Annotated in this window: 18 protein-coding genes; 9 read left to right on the forward strand and 9 right to left on the reverse strand. The window is 58.6% G+C overall.

From position 1 onward, the window contains the following. The first annotated feature begins 90 nt into the window (after positions 1-90). A complete protein-coding gene (locus tag IPM16_06325) occupies positions 91-1,740 on the forward strand; it encodes a response regulator (protein ID MBK9122722.1) in 1,650 nt (549 codons plus the stop codon). Here the strand turns inward: IPM16_06325 and IPM16_06330 are convergent. After that, positions 1,737-2,831, reverse strand: a complete 1,095-nt coding sequence (locus IPM16_06330; GenBank protein ID MBK9122723.1) for a L,D-transpeptidase — start codon at positions 2,829-2,831, stop codon at positions 1,737-1,739. The genes IPM16_06325 and IPM16_06330 overlap by 4 nt on opposite strands. A gap of 41 nt (positions 2,832-2,872) precedes the next feature. Here IPM16_06330 and IPM16_06335 point away from each other — a divergent pair, with 41 nt between their 5' ends. Continuing rightward, positions 2,873-4,453, forward strand: coding sequence for an SH3 domain-containing protein (locus IPM16_06335; GenBank protein MBK9122724.1), 1,581 nt, complete (start codon positions 2,873-2,875; stop codon positions 4,451-4,453). Between the two features lie 78 nt (positions 4,454-4,531). After that, positions 4,532-6,493: a tetratricopeptide repeat protein gene (locus IPM16_06340; protein ID MBK9122725.1), complete on the forward strand. Its 1,962-nt coding sequence runs from the start codon at positions 4,532-4,534 to the stop codon at positions 6,491-6,493. Here IPM16_06340 and IPM16_06345 read toward each other — a convergent pair. Together IPM16_06345 and erpA are read right to left on the reverse strand one after the other, a co-directional pair. Further along, positions 6,490-7,098 (reverse strand): YigZ family protein, encoded by a 609-nt coding sequence (locus tag IPM16_06345; protein ID MBK9122726.1) that lies wholly within the window; start codon positions 7,096-7,098, stop codon positions 6,490-6,492. The genes IPM16_06340 and IPM16_06345 overlap by 4 nt on opposite strands. Positions 7,099-7,237: 139 nt before the next feature. Continuing rightward, positions 7,238-7,618, reverse strand: coding sequence for an iron-sulfur cluster insertion protein ErpA (gene erpA, locus IPM16_06350; protein MBK9122727.1), 381 nt, complete (start codon positions 7,616-7,618; stop codon positions 7,238-7,240). Positions 7,619-7,850: 232 nt separating this feature from the next. Here erpA and pheA point away from each other — a divergent pair, with 232 nt between their 5' ends. From pheA to IPM16_06375, 5 genes are read left to right on the forward strand one after another with little or no spacing between them, the layout of a single operon-like run. Beyond that, complete coding sequence (gene pheA / locus IPM16_06355) at positions 7,851-8,696, forward strand: prephenate dehydratase (protein MBK9122728.1); 846 nt, start codon at positions 7,851-7,853, stop codon at positions 8,694-8,696. Positions 8,697-8,727: 31 nt separating this feature from the next. Beyond that, entirely contained in the window at positions 8,728-9,798 is a 1,071-nt protein-coding gene (asd, locus tag IPM16_06360) for an aspartate-semialdehyde dehydrogenase (protein MBK9122729.1), read from the forward strand. A 27-nt stretch (positions 9,799-9,825) separates the two neighbouring features. Further along, positions 9,826-10,980: an NAD-dependent epimerase/dehydratase family protein gene (locus tag IPM16_06365; GenBank protein ID MBK9122730.1), complete on the forward strand. Its 1,155-nt coding sequence runs from the start codon at positions 9,826-9,828 to the stop codon at positions 10,978-10,980. Between the two features lie 41 nt (positions 10,981-11,021). Further along, positions 11,022-12,332 (forward strand): histidinol dehydrogenase, encoded by a 1,311-nt coding sequence (hisD, locus tag IPM16_06370; GenBank protein ID MBK9122731.1) that lies wholly within the window; start codon positions 11,022-11,024, stop codon positions 12,330-12,332. Positions 12,333-12,334: 2 nt separating this feature from the next. Next, complete coding sequence (locus tag IPM16_06375; protein ID MBK9122732.1) at positions 12,335-13,570, forward strand: phosphotransferase; 1,236 nt, start codon at positions 12,335-12,337, stop codon at positions 13,568-13,570. Here the strand turns inward: IPM16_06375 and hisG are convergent. The 5 genes from hisG to IPM16_06400 all read right to left on the reverse strand — a co-directional run bounded on the left by hisG (position 13,562) and on the right by IPM16_06400 (position 19,631). Beyond that, on the reverse strand, positions 13,562-14,578 hold the full coding sequence (hisG, locus tag IPM16_06380; GenBank protein MBK9122733.1) for an ATP phosphoribosyltransferase: 1,017 nt from the start codon (positions 14,576-14,578) through the stop codon (positions 13,562-13,564). The two genes, IPM16_06375 and hisG, sit on opposite strands and share 9 nt — an antisense overlap. Then, on the reverse strand, positions 14,571-15,899 hold the full coding sequence (locus tag IPM16_06385; GenBank protein ID MBK9122734.1) for an ATP phosphoribosyltransferase regulatory subunit: 1,329 nt from the start codon (positions 15,897-15,899) through the stop codon (positions 14,571-14,573). Before IPM16_06385 ends, hisG begins: the two co-directional genes overlap by 8 nt. A gap of 74 nt (positions 15,900-15,973) precedes the next feature. Then, on the reverse strand, positions 15,974-16,771 hold the full coding sequence (locus IPM16_06390) for an SH3 domain-containing protein (GenBank protein ID MBK9122735.1): 798 nt from the start codon (positions 16,769-16,771) through the stop codon (positions 15,974-15,976). Next, positions 16,764-18,326, reverse strand: a complete 1,563-nt coding sequence (locus IPM16_06395; GenBank protein MBK9122736.1) for a LysM peptidoglycan-binding domain-containing protein — start codon at positions 18,324-18,326, stop codon at positions 16,764-16,766. Before IPM16_06395 ends, IPM16_06390 begins: the two co-directional genes overlap by 8 nt. A 3-nt stretch (positions 18,327-18,329) precedes the next feature. Next, positions 18,330-19,631: a PD40 domain-containing protein gene (locus IPM16_06400; GenBank protein ID MBK9122737.1), complete on the reverse strand. Its 1,302-nt coding sequence runs from the start codon at positions 19,629-19,631 to the stop codon at positions 18,330-18,332. A gap of 101 nt (positions 19,632-19,732) precedes the next feature. Here IPM16_06400 and IPM16_06405 point away from each other — a divergent pair, with 101 nt between their 5' ends. Next, on the forward strand, positions 19,733-20,053 hold the full coding sequence (locus tag IPM16_06405) for an SCP2 sterol-binding domain-containing protein (protein ID MBK9122738.1): 321 nt from the start codon (positions 19,733-19,735) through the stop codon (positions 20,051-20,053). Here the strand turns inward: IPM16_06405 and IPM16_06410 are convergent. Beyond that, the gene (locus IPM16_06410) at positions 20,050-22,293 is read right to left on the reverse strand and encodes a GAF domain-containing protein (protein MBK9122739.1); all 2,244 of its coding nucleotides are present in this window, start codon (positions 22,291-22,293) and stop codon (positions 20,050-20,052) included. The two genes, IPM16_06405 and IPM16_06410, sit on opposite strands and share 4 nt — an antisense overlap. Positions 22,294-22,299 lie beyond the last annotated feature (6 nt).

Genomic DNA, 22,299 nt, shown 5'->3' on the forward strand with positions numbered 1-22,299 from the left:
GGAGTATTCTATCATTCTAGTGTTTGGTGCGCGTTGCCAGAACTTGGCAACGCGACAACCTCGCGCTCAACATTTATAGGCAGATCACCCATGGCATTGACGACGACAGAGACGCTGCCCGCATCAATGGTCACGAACGGACTTCCAGAAATCCTGATCGCTGATGCGGAGGTTGTGACGTCCCATTTGCTCAAGGGAGTGTTCGAACGTGAGGGATACAGCGTAAGGACTGCGCAATCCGACAAGGCTCTTTTTGCCGCGATTGAAGATCGGATTCCCGACCTAATCATAATCGAGCCCCGCTTGGGTCGCGTGTCTGGCTTCGACATTCTTCGCCGCCTTCGGGAAGATCCCGCCACAGCAAAGATTCCGACGTTCCTGCTGACGTCTGCGACCGACTGGCCAGACGTTCTCCAAGGATTAGAGTTGGGCGCGGACGATTCGATGCGCAAGCCGGTGCATCCGCGTGAACTTCTGGCTCGCGCAGAGACCAAGATTCGTGCGCGGCGACTCGAGCTCGCATTGCAAAGAAGAACGCGCGATCTCGAGGTGCTGCTGCGCATCAGTGAAGTCCTCAATCAGCATCACGATGGCGAGGCGCTGGTCGGCTTGATTCTTTCGCTGATGCAAGACGCGCTCCCGATCTCGGCCGGCGCACTGGTAAACATTTCGCGGAGCACGTCGTCTGTCGCCGGAATTCGCATCAATCCGGCGCCAGTTGAAAGACGGGTTTCGCGTTGGATCGCATCCAACCTCGCGCAGCTCGACGTTTCTGCAATCGCGGTTGTCGCGGTTGTCGCGGAGAAGTGGGCGACACAGGCCCTTGTGGTGCCTTTGAACTATCTCGACGACAAGGAAGTCGCATCACTGTTGATTGGATTCTCGCCTGAAGCGCTGGACAATCAGCGAATTCAGTTATTCGAAGGGCTGGCGCGGCAGGCCAATCTCGCGTTGAGAAATGCCGAGCTCTATCGAATTCAGATGGATTATGCGCGCCATCTTGAGCAGAAGGTCGAAGAGCGAACCCGCGAGCTGCAATCGGCGCAGTCACAACTCATTCAAGCAGAGAAGCTGGCGTCAGTGGGCCGGCTCGCCGCAGGCATCGCACATGAAATCAACAATCCTTTATTGCCCATCAAGATCAACTTGGAAGGCATCCTCGAGGACATTCAACTGAGGCGCCCAGTCGAAGAAGATATGGTAGTTACGACCCTTGAGAGCGTAGACCGGATCAAGCGACTGGTTCAGCGGTTGTTGGAGTACAACGCCGGCAACCAGGGAGACAGTGAAACGTTCGTAGCTGTGAACCTAAATGAGATTGCTGAAGCGGTGCTCGACCTGACTCGCAAGTCTTTTGCCCAGGCGGGCAAGCGGATCGAACTCGACCTCCACTCCGTGCCGCCTATCGAAGGCAATCCTGACGCATTGACGCAAATATTCATCAACCTCGCGCTGAACGCGAACGAGGCGATGAGCGAGGGGGGAGTATTGACAATTTCAACGGCGGCCCAGGGAAGCACTGTGACTGTTGCCTTCCGAGATACTGGGGCCGGAATTCCAGAAGAGATGATGGATCGGCTGTTTGATCCGTTTTCCACAAGCAAGCCCGGAGGGAGCGGCCTTGGCCTATTCGTGACGTACGGGATCGTGCAAAGCCACGGTGGAAAGATAGACGTGGAGACTCATGCCGGGAAGGGCACGGTGTTTACGGTGACCTTCCCGGCTTCGCGATCACGTTAGCGGTAAGTCCCGCTCGAATAGACGTAGACTGCAGGGCCTACGTCTTCAGGAATGGAGTAATCGAACTCAGGCGATGCCCAGTCGTACAGCAGCTTGGCGTCTGTGATCGACAAGTTGACGCATCCGTGGCTGCGGCGATACCCGAAACCATCATGCCAGTATGCGCCGTGGAGCGCGATATCGTTGTCGAAGTACATTGTCCACGGCACTTCTTGCAAATAGTAGAAGTCGGGCTGACCATACGCGCCAGCCATGATCGTCCGCGGATAGCGAACGTATACGTGGAACAGCCCTTCGTTGGTCGGCCATTCAGACATGCCGCTTGACACCAGTGTTGCGAAGACGGGTGTGTCGCCCTCATACGCGATTAGGACTTGTTCGTACAGGTCAACACTGACCCAGCGCTCCGTGTCGACATCGGCGGGCTGTTCAACGGGTTTGATGACAGCCACCTGCGTTTGCTTGACCCACTGCTGGTGGCCGATCTGATACCAAACCCAATCGTCCACCAAAACGGAATCGTAGAGGTAGACTGTTTTGTAGCGGAGCAGAACCGGGACATCGGAGTTGTTTGGACCGCCCGGTGTCGTGCTTGGGCGCACGTGAACAAGAAGCCACGCCACAGGGTAGGGCAGTGTCTCTTCCGTAAGGTGTACGCCGGCAAAACGCGACGTAGCGACTTCAGTCGAGAGTGAGTCGCTCGGCAGCCATTTTCCGTTGCTTGTGCGTGCCCATCCGCCTTCCTCATGGGTGAGCGTGATGAAGTTGAAGCCGGAATCCAAGTTGTCGGTTGGCGCGCCGCCCGGCGCGTCAAAGAACTGGGTGGCCGACGTCACGCGACGATAGCGCCGGTCGAATACGATGCGGTCGTCTGCATAGATCTGCTGTACGGCGGGCGATGGATGAAGCTCGATCTCTTCCAGCGGCAGTCCATGGCTTTCGTCCTCACAGTCCACACCCACACTACACGTTTCGATCACAGAGTCGTCAGCATGTGCGACCGCCGCGCCGATCACTAAGACCAGCACCAGTAGGGTGACTGTGTATGTGCTCTTGCGTGTGTAGGTGAGGAGCATTCGAGCCATGTTCATCCGATTAGATCCTTGTCGTTAGTGTACTTCACTTAGCATAAATGTGGATGAGCGTCAGTTGGATGTCGCTAGCGGCACGCGCGAACGACGTTTGTACTACGCTTGCGCGACGCCTTAATTTGCCCATCGTGGCAACAGTCCTTATACTACGCACAAGAGACGTAAATCCCCGTCTTCATTTGCTAGACGGCGAGCTGCATTGGATCGGAAGGGCAAGGAGGCCTGTAATGATGCATCGCGTGTTGCGCCTAGTGTTGGTCTTTGCGTTCTTAACGATCTTTGTGGGTGCCGCGGTTGCCGCACCGGTACAGCAGCAAGCTCAGTACGCGACACCGGTCGCAGTGGTGAACACCAGCTTCTTGAACGTGCGCACGGGTCCGGGTGCTCAGTACACAATTCTGATTACGGTAGTCGGTGGTACAACGCTCCAGGTGATGGGCATATCGGCTGACGGAGCATGGCTGCAAGTGTCCACTCCGGCAGGCTTGGGGTGGGTGAACGTACAATTCACGTTACCGCGCGGCAACTTCGAGTATGTGCCGGTCGTTTCGGCGCCGCCAGTTGTGGAGTCAGCCCCCAGACCGGAATTCTCCGGCTCGATGGGCTCGGACGACAGCTCGGCGGACGCTGGGTTCGCCTCAGGCCGGCTTTGGGGTGCATCCATTTTGGACTTCCACATCATACGGGCGACGCCGGCACAGGATGGGCTGCGCGTTGGCGATGCGAATGTGTCTCCCGGTGCGATTTATCGCGTGCTCGACGCGACCTTTGCGGATGGTATTGCGTGGGTGAAGCTGGAGTTCAATTCTCAGCTTGTCGGCTGGGTCGAGCAAAGCAAAGTCTTGTTCCGTCCGTACGGGTGCGGTTTCACCATCGTGCGAGTAACCCGTGACGTCACCCTCCAGCGCGGACCTGACGGTTCGGGCACGGACGGCGTCGGGCTGGCCAACAACCACGAGGCTTACTTGTTGGATCGAGTAGGCGAGCTGTATAAGCTTGAATTGCAGAGCGGTGCTGTGGGTTGGGTCGACGGAACGGCAATTGCTGTTCGCGACGAGAGCGGTGTCGCGAAGCCGCCGTGCACGTCTTCGGCTCTGGTTGCTGGCTCGGGCGATGGGCGCAGCGAGGGCGGCTTCGTCAGCCCGCCAGCCGTCTCGGGGCCATACGTTGTGGTCAACACCGGCTACCTCAACATTCGTTCGGGCGCAGGCGCTCAGTACTCATCGGTTGCCACTGTTCCGGGCGGAACACGACTCCCCGTGGTGGGTGTCGCGCCCGACGGCGTGTGGTACCAAGTCCGGGGAGATTTCGGCCTTGGTTGGCTCAACATTGAATATGCGTTGTTCCGCGGCGATGGCCGCAGCCTTCCCGTGATTCGCGAGACGGCTGGTGAGACTGTCAAGCCGGTCGGCACGTTCCGCTTCACGCTGACGGTCTACGCCGCGCCAAATCTAACGCTGGGAGTCGTAGGAACCCTACCGGGACCGGGCGAACTTACGGTCCTTGGCCGTACTGAAGATTCGCTTTGGATTCAGGTTGCCACGACGATTGGGAACGGTTGGGTACAGCGAGATCTTGTGACAATCGTCGGCAATACAGCAGCAATTCCGGTTGTGCGCTAGCGCCAAGTTGAAGTCGCAGTTGGGATGCGCCCTGCCGCGACGTGGCAGGGCGCGTTTGTTGTAAGGAAGAGAACACACATGCTGAGCTTCGCGGAATACGTGTCAGCGCTGCTTGGGGACGATTGGCGGGGACAGGCACCAATAGGTCGGCGTGGTATGTCGGCGATCTTTGGGTCGACGGTCGCTGTCCAAGATGATCGACCCGAGCAACCTGACTCCGTCGTGATCTTTGCTGCGTCTTTGGACGGCGCCAATCGGAAGCTAGGCGAGGGGGTGCTCTGCACAGTTGCGGCGCTGGCTGGACGTTTGGCTGGGGTGCGGAGCATATCGTGCGTCAGTATTCCGTCTGCGCTTGAAGCGGAGTATTTTGATCTCGGTGGCGGCACTACTGCATTCGAGGAGGCCGGGATTGGTTACGACACGATTGTTACGGGTAAGTGGACCGAGGAATCGAGCGCCGTTACAGGTGTGGTTCTGCTGGACCCCGATGAGGCGCATGAGATAGCGGTAGTTACTATTGGCGATGGCGTGTCGCTGCAATCGTTGATGCAGGTAGCCGACGAGGTTGCGCGCTATGCTGCCGGTGCTGAGAGTGTCGGTGACGCACCGTCTGACGCGATTGTCGATGGGGCCGTCTCCATAGCGATGTTGCAGCGTGTTGCCGAGCTCTTCCGAACAAGTCAGGAGTCGTTGACCCGAGGCGAGGGTGTTGATTTCAGGAGCATTCTGGAGTCATCGGTTGCGCTGTCTGTGCCCGATACCCTAGTTTGGATCTCAGCAATTTTGAGTGTTTCGGATTGGTATGAAGTGATCGATCTTCAACAGCTCGCTGGGGACCTGATGGCGTTACCGTATTGGCGTTCGGCCGCAGGCTGGATCGCGGCATGTTTGACACAGCGCGGCGGTGTTCGGCTTGCAATCGAGGTGCTGGAGGCAGCGGTTGGGGACGTCGAAGTGGCGCCTGTCTCGACATGGCTTGCACTTGCGCGCGTCTACGGCGCGGCACGTCGGCCCGACTTGGCGATTGCCACGCTTCAGAGCGCATTGGAGCAGCGGCCAGATGAGCCACGGTTATTGAGAACGTACGGGCAGCAGCTTATCAGCAGCCAAGAACTTGAGCGAGTTGACCAGTCCGCGTTCGGGGAGGACAGTGCCGAAGCACGGGTAGAGGCGCTAGAGGCATTGGAGCGTGCACTTCGCGCTTCGTCGCAGCTGCAGGATCGGCTTGCAGTACTGTTTCTGCTCGTACAAGGCGCTGTTGACATGGACACCGATGTCGTGTGGGAGTATTTCTCTCTGTTGGCACGAGATGACAACAGCGGCAGGCTGGTTGATTCTGCGCTTTCCGCGCTTCTTGTTCGTGACGATTTCGAGCGAGCAGTAGAGCCGGTGGCGGTCGCAGCCAGTGCGTCCCCGGCTAATCCGCGTGCTTGGCGGAACTACGCATTTGCGGCGTATCATGCGGGGCGACCGAACGAGGCCAAGCCGGCGGCGGAGAAGGCGGCTGGACTTGGTGAGAATGGTCCCGAACGTGGCGAGGCGCAGTTGATTGCAGCCTTTTGCGAGAGTAGGGGGGCTGAACAGCTTTTCTCCGAGCTTGCCGATCGCATTGCGGTGGGACGGGAGGCAAGCGAGCGTGATCTCGAATTCCTCGAGTGGCTCGTCGAGTCGGCACCTGATCACTTGGACGGCTACATCGTCTTGGCGCGGGCGTATGCGAACCAGGACGAACCATCGACAGCACTGGAAGTGCTGCTTGAGGCTCACAAGCGGATCGGTGATGTCCCGCAGTTGCTGAACGAGCTGACTGATCTGTTGATTGACGATGAGGATTTGTCTGTAGCGCTTGACTACGTTGAGCGCGCGCTGGCGGCAGAGCCACAGCATGTGCCGAGTCTTGTTCGCGCGGCTCGTATCACATATTTGTTGGACGACCTCGACGGGGCGAAGGTGTTCTTGCGCCAGGCCCACACGTTAGCCCCTTATAATCAGGATGTCGTGCAGCTGACGCGGGAGATGGCTGCTGACGATACGGACTAATAAAGTTCGGCAACGCGAGCGGTGCCGCCCGTTGCTTCACGCAGGGCGTCCACAAGCCGGGATACATTCCGACTTGGAAGCTCGACCAACAACGTGACGTCTTGTGCAAACGTTGAGTCTATGACTTCGGCGTTGTGTTCGAGCAATATGCGCTGAACACGTTCGTACTGGGCGTAACCGATTCCGATTGTCAACTTAGCGTTTGAGACTTTAAGCGTTGTTTGGCATTGCTTGATGGCCTCAGCAGCAGACTCGGTGTACGCGCGCACCAATCCGCCAGTGCCAAGTTTGGTGCCGCCAAAGTAGCGAACGACTACGATTAGTGCGTCTCCAATTGCGCTGCCGCGCAACACGCTCATTACGGGAGGGCCAGCAGTGCCGGATGGTTCGCCATCGTCGGATAGGCCTTCGTGAACAGTGTTGCCATAGCCGATCCGAAATGCATAGACGTGATGGTTTGCGGTTGGATGTCGTTTTCTGATTTCCGCGATCTCTGCACGTACGGTGTCTACGCTGTCGCAGCGTTTGATGATGCTGATAAAGCGCGAATTCTTGACGAGAATTTCTGTGGTGACTTCTGACGCAGGTACTGGATACTCGTCCATGGGCTGAAAAACACGTGTTTGTATATGATAAGACACATTATCAAGAGTAATGCGTAACCCCAAAAGCAATCGACACGATAATCCCGACGCATCAGGATATCGTGCCGATTGACGTTGGATCTCTATTCAGTGTCCGAGACTAGTGGCTGCCGCATCCGCACGTTGAACACGATTCATCGGACTCGTTGCGAGAACCAGATGTGCGAAAGCTGTGCCCGCATCCACACGATGACACGGCGTTGGGATTGTCGATCCGAAAACCGCCGCCCATCAGGCTGTCGACGAAGTCAATCGTCGCACCGCGCAAGAACTGCAGGCTCGTCGGATCAATCACAAACCGAGCACCATCCGTCTCCACAACTGCATCAAACGATTCAGGCGCCGACTCAAACGCCATGCCGTACTGCATGCCCGAACATCCACCGCCCTGTACAAACACACGCAGCACATGGTTCGGGATCTGACGCTGCTCAAGCAGATTTCGCACGGTCTGTGCGGCAGCCGCTGTAACGGTCAGCATGGGAGTTTTCTCGTTACTGGTTTCGGCCTCAACATCCGGCGTGAAGAAGTCTACCATTGGACAAGCCTTTCCTTCCTCTACTGACCTCAATTGTAGCGAAGCACTTGGCGAAACGTCAATCACAATTGGGACGCATGTCCACTTTGGTCAGATGGATTGAAATTCTTCCCTCAGCCTGTTACCATGGCGACGCTTACCGCCGGGTAGCCTTCCCTACCCTTCACAGATTCGGATGTGTCGATTGTCACCAAAAGTCGCCTTTCAAGGGGTTCACGGTGCCTACTCAGAGCAAGCGATACGGCAGCACTTCGGCGACGACGTGCAGACGGTGCCTTGCCCGCTATTGGGGGACGTGTTCGACGCAATCCACCGACAGAGTGTCGATTTGGCTGTACTTCCCGTCGAGAACGCTCTTGCAGGGGCCGTCAGCCAAGCCTATGAACTGCTGATGGACTCCGACCTGCTCATCCAAGCCGAGATCATTCTTCACGTCCACCACTCACTCCTGGCCCCTTCCGGGACAACCTTGCAGGATGTCAAGCGCGTGCAGTCACATCCTCAGGCGCTGGCACAATGTGAGAAATACCTTCGCCGGCATAACCTCGAGGCTGTTCCCAAGTACGATACCGCCGGCTCAGCGCGTGACCTCGCCAGCACGCGAGAGTCTGGAACTGCAGCCATTGCCAGCAGGCTTGCGGGCGAACTGTACGGGTTGGACGTCCTAGACCACGAGATTGAGGATGTTCCGTTTAATTTCACACGGTTCTTCGTCTTGGGCCATGATGCACCGGAACGTGGCGACTACAACAAGACTTCGCTCGTATTCGCCACGCGGAACCGACCCAGCGCACTATATGACTGCCTCGGCGAGTTCGCCAGCCGTGGTATAAACTTGACCAAGATCGAGAGTCGCCCGCGGCGTAATCGCCCGTGGGAACCTGTGTTTTATCTCGATTTTGAGGGGTACTGGCAGGATGCCGCGTGTCAGGAAGTTCTCGCAAAGCTGCTCTTTCGTGCATCGTTCGTGAAAATGCTAGGCAGCTATCCGGCGGTGCGGGCAAACTCGGTTGGAATCTAGAGTCATCGGTACTCTGTGAGAGAGGAATCACGTGGAAAACGGCAAGCTCCCGGTGGCAATCCTCGGCGCGACGGGCGCCGTGGGCCAGCGTTTCATTCAACTTCTCGAGAACCATCCGTGGTTCGAGGTGCGCGAGCTGTTTGCCTCTGAACGCAGCGCAGGCAAGACCTACCGCGAGGCCGCCAACTGGGTACTGGATGGTGGTCCTCCCTTACGTGTCGGCGAGCTTCCCGTACAGCTTCTCGGCGGTGCCGTCTCTAGCCCACTGGTCTTCTCGGCACTCCCAAAGGAAGCAGCTGTCGAACTGGAGCCTATTCTCGCGGCGCAAGGCAAGATCGTGTGTACGAATGCCTCCTCGTACCGGATGGCGACGGACGTTCCGCTGCTGCTTGCCGAGGTCAATGGCGAGCACATTGCGCTTCTGGACCGCCAACGCGTCAACCGCGGTTGGAGCACAGGCGCTTTGATCGCTAACTCCAATTGCACAGCGATGCCCGTGGTGATGGCCTTGGCGCCGCTGCGCCAGTATGGTATCCGAAAAGTGCATGTGGTCAGCCAACAAGCGACGAGCGGCGCAGGCTATCCGGGCGTCCCTTCGATGGATGTCATTGATAACGTCATCCCGTACGTGAGCGGGGATGAAGACAAGCTGGAGACGGAAACGCTAAAGATGTTGGGCGATTTCGATGGCGAGCAAATTAGGCCACTTAAGACGCTTATCGGCGCATCGTGTACCCGAGTGCCAGTTCTCGACGGACACCTCGTGCATGTATCCGTTGAGCTTGACCAACGGCCGTCACACGCGCAGATTCGTGAGGCGTGGGCGTGCTTCCGGGGAAGCACTGAGGTCGCAAGTCTGCCCAGCTCCCCTGCCCTACCGGTGGTATACCTGGAACAGCACGATCGACCACAGCCTCGGCGAGACCGCATGATCGGCGCGGGAATGGCGACCTCCGTTGGACGTCTGCGCGATTGCCCGTTGTTAGGCTACAAGTTCTTCGCGCTATCCCACAATACGATTCGGGGCGCTGCCGGCTCAAGCATCCAGAACGCCGAGCTTCTTGCTCGACGCGGTTATATCGACTCATTTCGTCCCGACTAGGCCTGCAAAGCACGCGCAGACGACGCGATGAACGTACTCATTCTAGGTGTTGACGGCTACTTGGGGTGGCCGCTGGCTCAGTGGCTCGCTGCCGCTGGTCATTCCGTCTCCGGAATTGACAATTTCCTGCGTCGCAAGATGGTGCAGGAGATGGCATCGATCTCCGCGATCCCAATTGCACACTGGGTGGATCGCGCGGAGGCTTTTTCGGCGTGTTTCTCCCGACCGATCGACTTCTACGAGGCTTCGCTGTTGGACTACGACAGTCTTGTCGCGATCCTCAGTGAGGTCAAGCCGGATGCGATCGTCCATCTGGGCGAGATACCCTCGGCCGCGTACTCTATGCGCGATGCCGAACACGCGGCACTCACCCAACATAACAATGTCGTCGGCAGTTTGAACCTTTTGTGGGCGATGCGAGAGACGTGCCCCGACGCGCACCTGCTGAAACTTGGGACCATGGGTGAATATGGAACACCCAATGTGGCCATTCCTGAGGGATTCTTCGAGGTGGAGTATCGGGGGCGCAAAGATACCCTCCCCTTCCCACGGCAGGCGGGTAGTATCTACCATCTCAGCAAAGTCCACGACTCGCACAATGCGCACTTCGCATCAAAGACGTGGGGGCTGCGAATCACCGACGTTATGCAGGGCGTTGTCTACGGCACACGTACGGATCGCACGCCTCCAGACGAGCGCTTCGCCACTCGCCTCGACTTCGATGAGTGTTTCGGAACGGTCATCAATAGGTTCGTTTGCCAGGTGGTAATCGAACATCCCTTGACGGTGTTTGGTTCCGGCTCGCAAACACGCGGCTTCTTGCCGATCTCCGATTCGCTACAGTGCCTTGAGCTTGCCTTGCTGAACCCTCCCGATCGGGGCGAATATCGGGTCTTCAATCAATTCGAGTACACCTACTCGATCTCGACGCTTGCAGAGGTGGTGAAGCAGCAGGCAGTCGCCCTCGGCATGCCAGCAAAGATCGAACACGTCGAGAATCCGCGTTCAGAACGCGAGGAACACTACTATCAACCGGATCGGAATCATCTTGTCCAGCTTGGCTACGAGCCGCACGAGCATATCGATCAGGTTGTTCGGGACATGCTGCTGGATGTACAAGCACACCGGGCGAGAATCGAGCAATATGCCCCGAACATGCGTCCTTCCATTCGCTGGCGTTGACGGGTCTCCGCAATGTATTCAAGTCGAGGTATCAGGAACAAATGATCAAACTCTGGAAACTAAGCAGCATGACTCCGGCGGAGCGCACGCTTGTGATGAGGCGCTCGGAACAAGACATTGCTGAACTGCTACCTCTTGCTCAGGAGGTCATCACCGCCATCCGCGAGCGCGGAGACGCGGCGGTCGTGGAATATGCACGGAAGTTCGATGCACCTGAGTTCAGTGCTGCCGATCTTCGGGTAACCACAGATCAGTTCAAAGCTGCACGCGATTCCGTTCCAGCCGACGTCATCGCTGCAATTGAGCTCGCGCACGACAACATTCGCGAGTTCCACCGGCACCAGATGCCTGAACCGATGTGGTTCACAGAGGTTAGGCCCGGAATCATGGCGGGCGAGAAAGTGACGCCGGTGACAAGCGTCGGCCTGTATGTACCGCGTGGCAAAGGTGCCTTCCCGTCTGTCATGCTGATGCTGTGCGTTCCAGCAGTCGTGGCCCATGTAAAGCGAGTCGTTGTGGTAACGCCGCCTGCACCGGACGGCAGGCCCGATCCGGCCGCGCTTGTCGCCGCAGAGGTCGCTGGTGTTGGCGAGGTGTACGCGGTTGGCGGAATGCAGGCCATCGCAGCACTTGCGTTCGGAACAGGCACTATTCCCCGCGTGCAGAAGGTTATCGGACCCGGAAGCAGTTACGTATCGGCCGCAAAGCGCCTCCTTTACGGGACCTTTGACGTTGGGCTACCTGCGGGTCCGAGCGAGTCGATCATCCTTGCCGATGAACACGCCGATCCCCGCCTTGTCGCGCTGGACCTGCTCGTGGAGGCGGAGCACGGACCGGACTCGGCAGCGCTCGTCGTGACTCACAGCGAACGCGTTGCCAATGCAGTACTCGAACTTCTCCCCGGCTACATCGCGGAACTGCCGGAGTGGCGTCGCGCATTCGTCACGAAAGTACTGGGCAACTACGGCGGCGTGATGCTCACAAGGAGTCTCGCCGAGTCGATCGCGTTCACAAACGATTACGCGCCGGAGCACTTGGAACTACTGACCGCAGAGCCGTTCGTTACCCTCAACCGCATCGAAAATGCCGGCGAAATCTTGCTCGGGCCGATGACCCCGATTCCGACCGCGAATTACGCGCTCGGCCTGAATGCTATTCTCCCGACAGGCGGCTTTGCGCGAACGTACTCATCGGTGAGTGTATGGGATTTCCTCAAGCGGTCAGGAGTCGGCTACCTCTCGCGCGATGGATACGACAAGCTGCGCAGCGCGGTAGCGCGACTCGCAGACTACGAGGATTTCCCCGCGCACGCGATGGCGATCCGCAAGCGTGACGAGATTCTGGGTTTCTAGGCGTGAGTGGGTCGGGGGCACTTCTTCGGATCCAACACCTCCAGTTTAGGGACAAGCCGGCTGCCGAGGCGCTCTTGCTCGAGGTCATTGGGCGGCTTTTTCCAGATCTGGGCGTAATGGATCTGGAACTGCGCCCCCAGGCGACCTCATTGAATTCCTTCAATGGTTTCCTGACCACCGCTGACGGTCGTCGTCTGTTCTTCAAGACGCACGTCGAACAAGACAGCGCGATCAGCGAGTACTATAATGCCGCGCTTCTGGCGGATGCAGCGTACCCGATCGTTCAGCCGTTGTACTCCTCTACGCGAGATGGGCAGCAGCTTCTCGTGTACCCGATCATCAACGATTCCCCCGTATTCGACATCGCCCGCGACATCGAACGGCGGCGTGACTTCGGCGGAGAGATGGCGCGCGCACTGGGCGAAGCGCAGTCCCTTGAAGACCGAGCGCTGTACCAGCGCTACTGCGACACGCTCTCCTATTCGGATGCCGAAACGCACAGGAAAGCGCCCATCCACCAGCTCTTTTGGCACCGGCTAACGGGCGGTCGCTTCGATCGCTTCTACGGCGAAGGCGCTCAGTTTCGGGTTCCTGGCTTGACGACAGACTCGACAACAGTGATGACGCGTCGGTGGGTCGTAAACGGCCACGAGTTTACGGCCACGCTGCAAGAATTGGTGGCGACGGCTGTGGCCCTGCTTGACCCTGCACAAGATGGCCCATCCGTTGTCGGGCACGGCGACGCGCACAACGGCAACGTCTTCTATTCTGCAGAGGGGTTGACGTACTTCGACCCGGCGTTCGCTGGACGACACGATCCTCTACTCGATCTCGTCAAGCCGCTTTATCATAATGCGCATGCCATGTGGATGTACTTTCCTGACGAGGAAGCGGAAACACTCCAGATTCGCTTGGAAGTCTCCGGAGACAAATGGATCGTCACTCACAATTACGACCTGAATCCACTGCGCGAGATGTTCTGGCAAAGCAAAGTCGAGCACTGCTTGCGACCCATCATTGGGCGGCTGCGCGCACAGGGTGCGCTGTCCCGAAACTGGGCTGATCGGCTTAGATTGGCACTGATGTGCTGCCCGCTGCTGACCATGAACTTGACGACGTTTCGGCCCGAAATTGCGCTGCTCGGATTGACGCATTGTGTGGAGTTCGGCAGCGCGACCGGGGATCGAGGATCGCGGCTAGATCGGCTGCTCGCAGACCTTACTGCCGACCTACGTTAGGCCCAATTCGTAGAGCACACGCTGGAAGCTGTGACTCTGTTCGAGAAAAATCGCATTGACCGGGCTGATGACGATCTCCGAACTGCCGACCGACCGCAGGTGGTTGACGGCTTCCAGCACGTTGCGTGCTTCCACGTTCAGGGTCACCGTGTACCAGAATATATCGGACCTGTCCTGAGGCGCGCCGAAGATCGGCGCGATGGTCGGGCCGCGCAGTCCACGGGTTATCTCGGAACCACTGACCTTCGCCGCCACGTCTTCGGGGCTTTTGCCGCGGATGTTCACAGTCAGTTGACGATAACGCCGCCCGAGTAGTGCTGCGTCGATGAACTCAAGCAGGTGCTGCGCGACCTTCAGCGCGTCCGGCGAGGTCTTCAACGCGGTTCGGTTGCCAATGAGGCACGCTTGCGCTTCAACGATCGTACCGTCCGCGAGTGGACGAAGATGATTCTCGCGTAGGGTCGTTCCGGTCTGAACAAGGTCGACGACGATGTCCGCATATCCGATTGTGGGGGCGGCCTCAATCGCTCCTTCGGCCTTCACGAGAGCGAAATAATGCAGGCCGCGTGAGTGGAAAAAGTCCCGCGCCATGTGTGCGTATGTAGTCGCAACACGCATTGTACGCCCGTAAAGGCGACGAAAGTCGGACGCAACTTCGACGAGGTCGGTCATGGAGGTTACGTCTACCCAGTCCTCGGGCACCGCTACGACAAGCTGACAATGACCGTAGCCAAGCTCCGGATGCAGTACCACGATCTCATCGCTTGGGTTCTCGCGTACGACATCCAGCCCGGTGATGCCTAGCTGCACTGTGCCGTCCGCGACCTTATAGACGACATCCTTCACGCGCTGGAAGAGTACCGACAACCCTGGGATCGCCGGCACCGATCCGACATACTGCCGTTCGTTGGGTTTGTCGACACGCAGCCCGGCATCGCGTAAGAAACTCAGCGTCGGGTCGGCAATAGCCCCCTTGCTTGGAAGTGCCAACAAGACACGATCACTCATGCGTTTTGTATCCAAGAATAGTCGCGCACAGATTCTCAACATCGGCTCGCGTGAAGCTGAAATCCGCATAAACCGCGTCGCCAGTACCGGGGTCGATCGAGACCGTACGTTCGACCTCGATTGAGACGTCCGACGGATACTCATCGAGGATTGCGGTAATCCCGCGCGCCCTGAGCGCACACGCCCACCACACAACGCTTGGTGCTGCCGCACGAGGCCCTTGCACTCGAACCGAGGTGGCGTGTGGGGCTAACGCACCGAAACTGGCTGCAAGCGCATCCACATTGAGCTGGAACCCAACTGCAGGAGATGCTCTCCCGCCTAACAAACGCACAAGTCCGTCGTAGCGCCCGCCACCACCCAACGACACACCATCTGCTGTTTGAAACTCGAATACGATGCCGCTGTAGTACTCCCAAATGCGGTTTAAGTGCGGCTGAAGGAGAATCGCGTCAGACGGAACGCCGTAAACGTCGAGAAGGTCCAGCGTCGTCCGCAGATCGGCAGCGATCCCTGCCACAGCTGGATTGTCCTCGCCCAACTGATAAATCCGCGCAAGGGCAGCCGGAGCTTGCGAACGAATCGAGACCCAGTCAGCGAGAAACTCTAGTGCCTCCTTTACAGCGCCTGCACTTGCCGCCCGCCGCCGTTTCTCAGCCAGTCTGCCCTGGATGTCTCGCCGCCGCCGCCCGGCGATGAACGTATCGGTGGATCGCTCGTCGACATACTCAAGTGGCGAGTCCATGCCGTCGGCCTCGCGCGAACGCACGGCCAAGTACTCGTCAACCCTGCTTGCAGCCTCTCGGAGGCCGCCTTCAAGCCTCAGCGTGTCGCATTGGTCAAGCAAGAACTGCACAAGCTCCGGATCGGTTGTGTAGCGTTCAATGAGGACGCGCGATAAGCCCGCGTGCCCCACCACGATAGTGAAGTCTGAATTCCCTTGTACAAGCAGTCCCGACGCAGCCAAGCCAATGATCTCGCTGTCCGCACCCGGTCCCTCGAAGCCGATGAGCTCTGCGCCCACGCTCTCGCGCTGAAATGGGCGCTCTGCAGTCGCGAACAGGTCCGAGAACACGGGGCCACTGAACTGCCAACGCACCACAGCCTCGGGTGCAGCACCATAGCCTCGCACGGCCGACGCGGTGAACTCCGGGCGCAAGGCGTATTCTGCCCCGTGATGGTTGAGTGTTAGCAATCGGGAAATCACCCGATCCCCACCTTTTGTCGAGTACAAATCGGATCGTTCCAAAAGTGGAGTATCGCGCTGAACGTAGCCGGCAGCTGCTAGATGCGACTTGAAGCCATCGAGCGAAAACGACATGGTCTGACCTTGTGTCGGAGATTGGCAGCAATAATACGGGCAATCCCGTGGGATTCAATGCCACATCCGGCTACCTACCGGCGCCTGAAACTGACCACCAACCCCAACATACCAAACCCTACCAGCGCGACAATAGGAATTAGCGGAGGAACTCCGCCGCGCTCAAGGGCAATCGGCAAGATAGAAGGTTCCGTAGTTGCTGTAGGTTGAACCGACGCCGCCGCGATATCTTCCTCGATATTCGGTACCGGCGTGAACGTCGGAAGGCGTTCGCTCCCTTGAGCATCGACGAGGACATCCGCCGCGGTCGCATTTGCGTCTACACCGACCGGGCCGGTCAGCACCCGCGCACCTGCCGTCGCGGTCAGGTCGCCGCCGGGCTGTGACGCAACCGCCTCCGCCGTCTGGGTTGCTGCTGCCACAATCGGGTCGGCAGTGGGCTGCGTAACGGAAAGGTCCGGGATCAGACCCGGATCACCAATGATCTGAACGAGTTCGTCATAGACCCATCCGTAGCCCGTCGGCGAATTCGGATAACGAAACTGGATCCAGCGGAAGTAGCGACCCGTCGCCGCATATCGCTCGCCGGGGACAATCAACCCGAGCCGTGCCGCATCGGTCGATGCCTCCGCGCGCACATTGACGCTCGAAAGCGCCTCGATCTGCGTCGGTCCGATGTCGGTCGCGGTCGGATCAGGGACGACTGGTGTTGCCGACGGTGCGCCAAGTACCGGAAGTGGCGTGGACGTCGCAAGCTGTACAACGATAGGCGTTGGCTCGACCTGTGCTGTGGCCTGTCCAGCAAGCGGCAGAAGTGTCAAGGCAGCGGCGGCGATTACGACAATCCGCGCTGTCAGGGGTCTGTTATTCATGTGTAACCCTATTGATCGGATCGGTACGTGTCTGCTCTGCCACGCGCTCATCCGTACCACGGACAAGCCGGCCCTGATACTCCTGGCCAAATAGGCCCGTGCTTTCCCAGCCGCCCAGGACCAGGCTGAAGGCGGATCCGCCGGTACATGCGGAACAGTCGGCAGGGACCCACTCGCCGTTGAATCGGCGCGCGATGTGAAGATGCGTCGCCGTTGACACGCCACCCTCGCACGAGGGATAGCCGAGTGCATCTCCAGTCGCAACACGCATTCCGAGTGGCGGCATACTGTCCGTTGTTAAGTGTAGATAAAGCAAGTTCCATCCCGTACGTTCGTCTCCGTCGCCGTCGAGATCTAGTATCAGCGTTCCCGCATCGCGATACGCGATTACTCCGTCTGCCGCAGCGCGGGCCGGAAATTCGGAGATGAAGCACAGGCTGTCGCGCGATTCGTCAGGCGGCGCGAAGTCCAGCGCAGACCACGCGCTGCCTGATCCCCACCCGCCATGCGGGCCGCCGGTGAACAACCATGTCTCCCCGCGCGCAAACGGCAAAGCGAGCGGTCCGGGTTGTGCCCATACAACCTCACCTGCCGACTGCGGTTCACCGAAGAGCGTCGTGTACGTTGCTCGCCAACCCGACAGGCTGACGTCAGCCAACCAGTCGGCGGCGGGCCGGTCCAGCGACAGCGCGCGTAGGATTGCCACGGTCTCGGAATTCAGGCTTGGATCGATCAGGAGGCGGATGCCTCCCTCTAGCTCGAGAATCGACAGGTCGCCGTACTTGTGCTGGTAGTAGCCGCGGTTCAGCTCGTTGGCCAGCCAGGAGACCTGACGGTAGAGACCGGTGCGATTGACGGGAAGCGACTCTTCGATATCGACGAGAGGTTCACGCACGTTGGCCGGGTTCGATTGTGTAATCCAACCTGCCCGATACTCTAGGAATGCCAGCAGCACGCGCGGATCGACGCTGGTTTCGACAGCCACGCGGTCGACAATCTGCGCAGCCGTAAGCGAACGTGTCGTGCGGTCTCCGGTCGCCGTGCGCTCCTCGACCGGTTCCACGAGGCCAGCGAAGTAACCGGCAAACCGTGAGGTCAGCTCGACCGATTGACGTGGGCTGGTTGGTCCGCGCACCAGGCTGCCGGAAGGCAGCAGCAGGACCGATGGCGTTACGAGGGTCGGCCCGCCGGGAACGCGCAGCTCCTGTCCGACAAAGAGCAGATTGGGGTTCTCCAACTGGTTCAGCTCGACGAGAGTGTCCATTGTCGTTTCGTACTGTTGCGCGATGGCAAACAACGTTTCCCCTGCGACGACGGTGTGGATGCGTGTGTCCTGCGAACTCTCCGCGAATTCAAGCCCACCGCTCGTCAGGGTAGCCGCAGTGTCCACAGTATCGGCCGTATCGGCCGTCGCAATAGGAGATTGAACATCAGCCGTTGCGTCTTGCGGGGGAACAGTGCTCGGTGTCGCCGTGACAAAGACAACACGTGACTCCGGCGCACCTGTGCAGGCCGCAGCGAGAAGGACGATCAGTCCGAATACAACGCGTTTCAAGGGCTAATTGAAGCTCCAAGTCGAGAAGTCACCGTGCCCCGGGCTCCAAACTACTGGAGGGTCCGACTGCGTGTCAAGGACGGAGATCAGCGACGGTGCGTTTTCAACCCGCTCGGCATAAGTCAGATACCTTCCGTCAGGCGACCAAATTCTGTGGCTCTGCGAGTACTGATCGAAATAGGCGAGGAAGTACAACATATTGGAGGTCGGTACGAATGACACAAGGTCAGTCTTGCTGTCGCTCACAACGTCGAGGATCGACCACGTGAACGCGGGGGTTGGTTCGCCTTGAACACGCGTGACAACCCCACCGCCGGCGCTTGGTTCTCCGCGCGTTCCCGGTGTGATGTAGGCGATTCGCTCGCTGTCTGGTGCCCAGAAGAAGGCAAGGACGTTGAGATCTTCAGAACTGGCGACGAGTTCGGCCGCTTCCACATCCACTACGAGGACCGCACTGGCTCCGAGGCGGTTCACGGCCCGATAAGCGAGGTATCTCCCGTCAGGGGACCAACTCATCGCTACAGTGTTGGGAAACCCGCGGACGGCCTGAGGTATTCCCCGCACCAGAACGGTCCGGTCGCTTCCGTCGATTACGACCAAGGCATTCGTCTGTCCGGACCTTTCAGCGAGAACTAGGGCCGCCCTATCGCCGGTTGGCGCCCAGACCGGTGCCTGAAATCCGTTAGGCACGACGAGCAGATCGCTCGCCTCTGCTTCGGATGTGGTGTCAAATACGGATACCTGGCGATTGTTCCGATGCCACAACATGCGGTGGCCGTCGCCATTCCAACTGAAATAGAACGGCGCGCCGGTACCTGCCGTACGGGCAGATACGGTCCCATCAGACTGCCGGATCAGCTCGACCTTGAACGTGTCGCTGAAGCGCGTAATGAGGATAGCGAGATCACGGCAGTCGACTCCTTCGCTGCAAGCTCCGGGTGACCAGTAGGCGTAGGTGTAACCCTCATTGTCAGCTTCATACAAGAGCTTTGCGGCGGTCAGGTCAGACGACGCAACAAACGCCTGCAAAACGAAGTCATCTGAGAATGTGATGTCGCAGCAGAAGAACGCAAGGCGGTCGTCAGTGGACCACGTCGGGAAAACGTAGCGTCGAATGCTTGACGCGTCTGACGTCAGTGCGGTTGGCTGCTGCTCCCCGCCGGGCTGCAAGACGTAGATATTGTGATCCACGCCGACGTATGCGATCGTGCCCGTCTCGGGCCGCTCGGTCGTACTCTGTGCGCCAACCGAAGCACCGAGTGACAGCAAGCATGCAATGGTTAGAATGCGTAGGTATGCGCGCATCGAGTAAACCTCGCGACAGCCTTGGGTGGCGTGGACTTTGCGAGTATACTACCCGCATCGTCATATCAATCATTGGAACGACAGATTAGGAGCCGGTGAAGATGACTGACTTGTCATCCGTGTTTGAGGAGATGGTTGCGCGCTTCAAGCCTGATAAGGCAATGGGTGTGGACGCCGTCATCCAGTTTGATTTTAGTGGCGAGAACGGCGGCATGTACTGGGTTAAGGTGGCCGATGGAACGGTTGTCGCCGGTGAAGGCGCCGCCGAGAATCCCAAGATCACGATCAAGTCGTCGGCCGAGACATGGCTCGACGTCGCAACTGGCAAAAGCCCGGTCATCAATGCCTTTATGATGGGCAAGCTGAAGGTTCAAGGCGACATGGGCTTGGCCATCAAGATGCAGAGCATGTTCGCGCTCTAGTCGTGTGTTTCGGGCGGGCCAAGCGCCCGCCCCGTCTCCCCCTGTGAAGCGACCTGTCGCACGCCCTCCGACACTGTAAATAGCAGTGTAAAACAACTCCCCTGCCCTTCCACACTCTTCAGCGCGACTGTGCCGCCATGCAGTTCCATAATGGCTTTGACCAGCGCAAGCCCAAGGCCGCTGCCGCTGACGTGCTCGAATCCGCGCTGTCTGCCGCGAAAGAATCGGTCGAAGACGTGACTTTGGATGTCGGCCGGTATCCCGATTCCAGTGTCTATCACATGGATCGCAACCTGCCTGCCGGCCTCACGGACCTCGCTCGAAACAGTAACGCTGCTGCCTTTCTCCGAGAACTTGATCGCGTTTTCGATGAGATTGGAAAGTGCTCGCTCGAACTGCTCGCCGTCAACATCGAGGATCAACGTCCGATCAACCGCGTTCGTGATCGATACATCCCGGTCGAGCCGTGTCCGGTCAAGATCCTGAATGACCTTCGCTGCAATCGGATAGATCTCGTGTGGTAGCCGCTGCAGCCGGCCTGTGCGGATCCGTTCAAGATCCAGAACGCCGCGAATGATGCGATCCATTCGATCGAGTTGACGATCGAGTGCGTCCAGTGACTCGTTGAGCGCCGAGTCCTCGCGAGTCCGCAACAGGTCGACATTCAACATCGCGCCCATCAGCGGATTCTTCAGATCATGGCTGACCATCCGAATCATCTCGCCCTTCATCCGGTCGAGTTCCTTGAGGCGGCTCACGTCGTGCATTACAGCGACCCAGCCTTCATGCCGTGTCTTGCCGAGCCGCGCCACATGGCACTGAAAAGTAACCGAATCGAGGCCGATTTCGTACTCGTGAACCTTGAAGAGCTGCAAATCGCGCGCCATTGCCTCAAGCGATGGCGGAAAGTACTGCGCCGGAATTCGAATGTCACTCGCATCGGTGCCCTGTTCGACATCGAGCAGGCTGAGTGCCGCAGGGTTTGCAAACAGTACCTTCAACCGCCGATCGACTGCAATTACCGGATTCTCTGTGCTCAACAGGAGCGACTCGAGCTGGGCGCTGTTGGCTTCGATCTGGCGCAGCAATCGGCGCTGCTTGTCGAGAAGGGCGCTGTATGCGATTGCCACGGCGGCCTGCGGCGCGAGCAATTCGAGTCGAAATACGTCGTCCGAGCGAAACATGCGTCCCTGATGACCGGATACGACGAACAACACACCGGCAACCGAGCCCTGATACGTCAGCGGCACGGCCGCAAATGAACCGAAAGTCTGCTCAGCTAGCGGCAAATCGGGCTCAAAGCGCCAGTCTCGACCGTAGTTCTCGACAAGTTGCGCCTTCTCCGACCGAACGGCTTGCCCGCATACACCGTTGTCGATCGACATCTTCAAACCGTGATACGACGACGGCAAGTTGTGTGTTGCCGCAAGGTACAGATGGTCTTCATCGCGCAGGAAGACACCCGCAGCATCACCGCCTATCCAATTTGTCGCTTGGAGTGCGATTTGTCCGAGGACCTCGTCGAGCTGCGGCTGACCGGCGATCTCCTTGCTCAAGCTGTGAAGCGCCGCAATCTGCTGCTCGCGCTCGGCAAGAGGGCGAATGATCTCGCGCCGGATGACTCCGATCGTCATCAGGAGAAGGCCGCCAGAGCACAGATTCGTCGAGATCGCGACGATTCCAAGCGCCGGATTCGCGAATGCCAAGCCCTGACCGGCAACAAACAGCGCAGCGCCGCTCAATATGGTCGGCGAGGTCAGTTTGCGCCGGTTCGCGAACAGCTGATACACGCCTAAAACGCTGTAAGCGAAGAACAGCAGCATGGGCAGGGGCGAGAGCTGCGACGTGGCCTGGCCGGATTCGACCAGAACCAGCGGAGAGAACACCAGTCTTGAAACAACAACCGCGCCAATGCCGAGCAAAGCAGCGCGGAGCAGCGGCGCCGCGCGTGTACCGGTGAGCGACGCGGCGAAGGCGTAGAACGCCACACTTGACGCAGCAAACCCCGCATCATGTACCACTGCGGCGGCCGACACCATCGTGCTGTTTAAGGCGAACTGGCCGGCCAGCTTGGTGACGATGGAACCGAGATTCCATGCAACTACCAAGCCAAGCAGCGTCACCAGTAGTGCGATATGACGCTTGTTCAGGTTGTGCCAAATCAGGAGCAGTGCGAATGAAAAAGTGAGTGCAAGCACCACGCCGTCAAGGACAATTGTGACGATCGTGGAGTCAATCATCCGCTA

Origin of the sequence: Candidatus Flexicrinis affinis, assembly GCA_016716525.1 — a bacterium.
GTDB lineage: Bacteria > Chloroflexota > Anaerolineae > Aggregatilineales > Phototrophicaceae > Flexicrinis > Flexicrinis affinis.

Excerpts from the sequence above, each read along its gene's own strand:
- IPM16_06335 (MBK9122724.1), top strand. The coding sequence starts at position 2,873 with ATGTGGATGAGCGTCAGTTGGATGTCGCTAGCGGCACGCGCGAACGAC.
- IPM16_06400 (MBK9122737.1), bottom strand. The coding sequence starts at position 19,631 with ATGCGCGCATACCTACGCATTCTAACCATTGCATGCTTGCTGTCACTC.
- IPM16_06340 (MBK9122725.1), top strand. The coding sequence starts at position 4,532 with ATGCTGAGCTTCGCGGAATACGTGTCAGCGCTGCTTGGGGACGATTGG.
- erpA (MBK9122727.1), bottom strand. The coding sequence starts at position 7,618 with ATGCTGACCGTTACAGCGGCTGCCGCACAGACCGTGCGAAATCTGCTT.
- IPM16_06410 (MBK9122739.1), bottom strand. The coding sequence starts at position 22,293 with ATGATTGACTCCACGATCGTCACAATTGTCCTTGACGGCGTGGTGCTT.
- IPM16_06345 (MBK9122726.1), bottom strand. The coding sequence starts at position 7,098 with ATGGACGAGTATCCAGTACCTGCGTCAGAAGTCACCACAGAAATTCTC.
- pheA (MBK9122728.1), top strand. The coding sequence starts at position 7,851 with ATGTGTCGATTGTCACCAAAAGTCGCCTTTCAAGGGGTTCACGGTGCC.
- IPM16_06365 (MBK9122730.1), top strand. The coding sequence starts at position 9,826 with ATGAACGTACTCATTCTAGGTGTTGACGGCTACTTGGGGTGGCCGCTG.
- IPM16_06405 (MBK9122738.1), top strand. The coding sequence starts at position 19,733 with ATGACTGACTTGTCATCCGTGTTTGAGGAGATGGTTGCGCGCTTCAAG.
- IPM16_06325 (MBK9122722.1), top strand. The coding sequence starts at position 91 with ATGGCATTGACGACGACAGAGACGCTGCCCGCATCAATGGTCACGAAC.
- IPM16_06330 (MBK9122723.1), bottom strand. The coding sequence starts at position 2,831 with ATGAACATGGCTCGAATGCTCCTCACCTACACACGCAAGAGCACATAC.
- IPM16_06390 (MBK9122735.1), bottom strand. The coding sequence starts at position 16,771 with ATGAATAACAGACCCCTGACAGCGCGGATTGTCGTAATCGCCGCCGCT.
- hisD (MBK9122731.1), top strand. The coding sequence starts at position 11,022 with ATGATCAAACTCTGGAAACTAAGCAGCATGACTCCGGCGGAGCGCACG.
- IPM16_06385 (MBK9122734.1), bottom strand. The coding sequence starts at position 15,899 with ATGTCGTTTTCGCTCGATGGCTTCAAGTCGCATCTAGCAGCTGCCGGC.
- hisG (MBK9122733.1), bottom strand. The coding sequence starts at position 14,578 with ATGAGTGATCGTGTCTTGTTGGCACTTCCAAGCAAGGGGGCTATTGCC.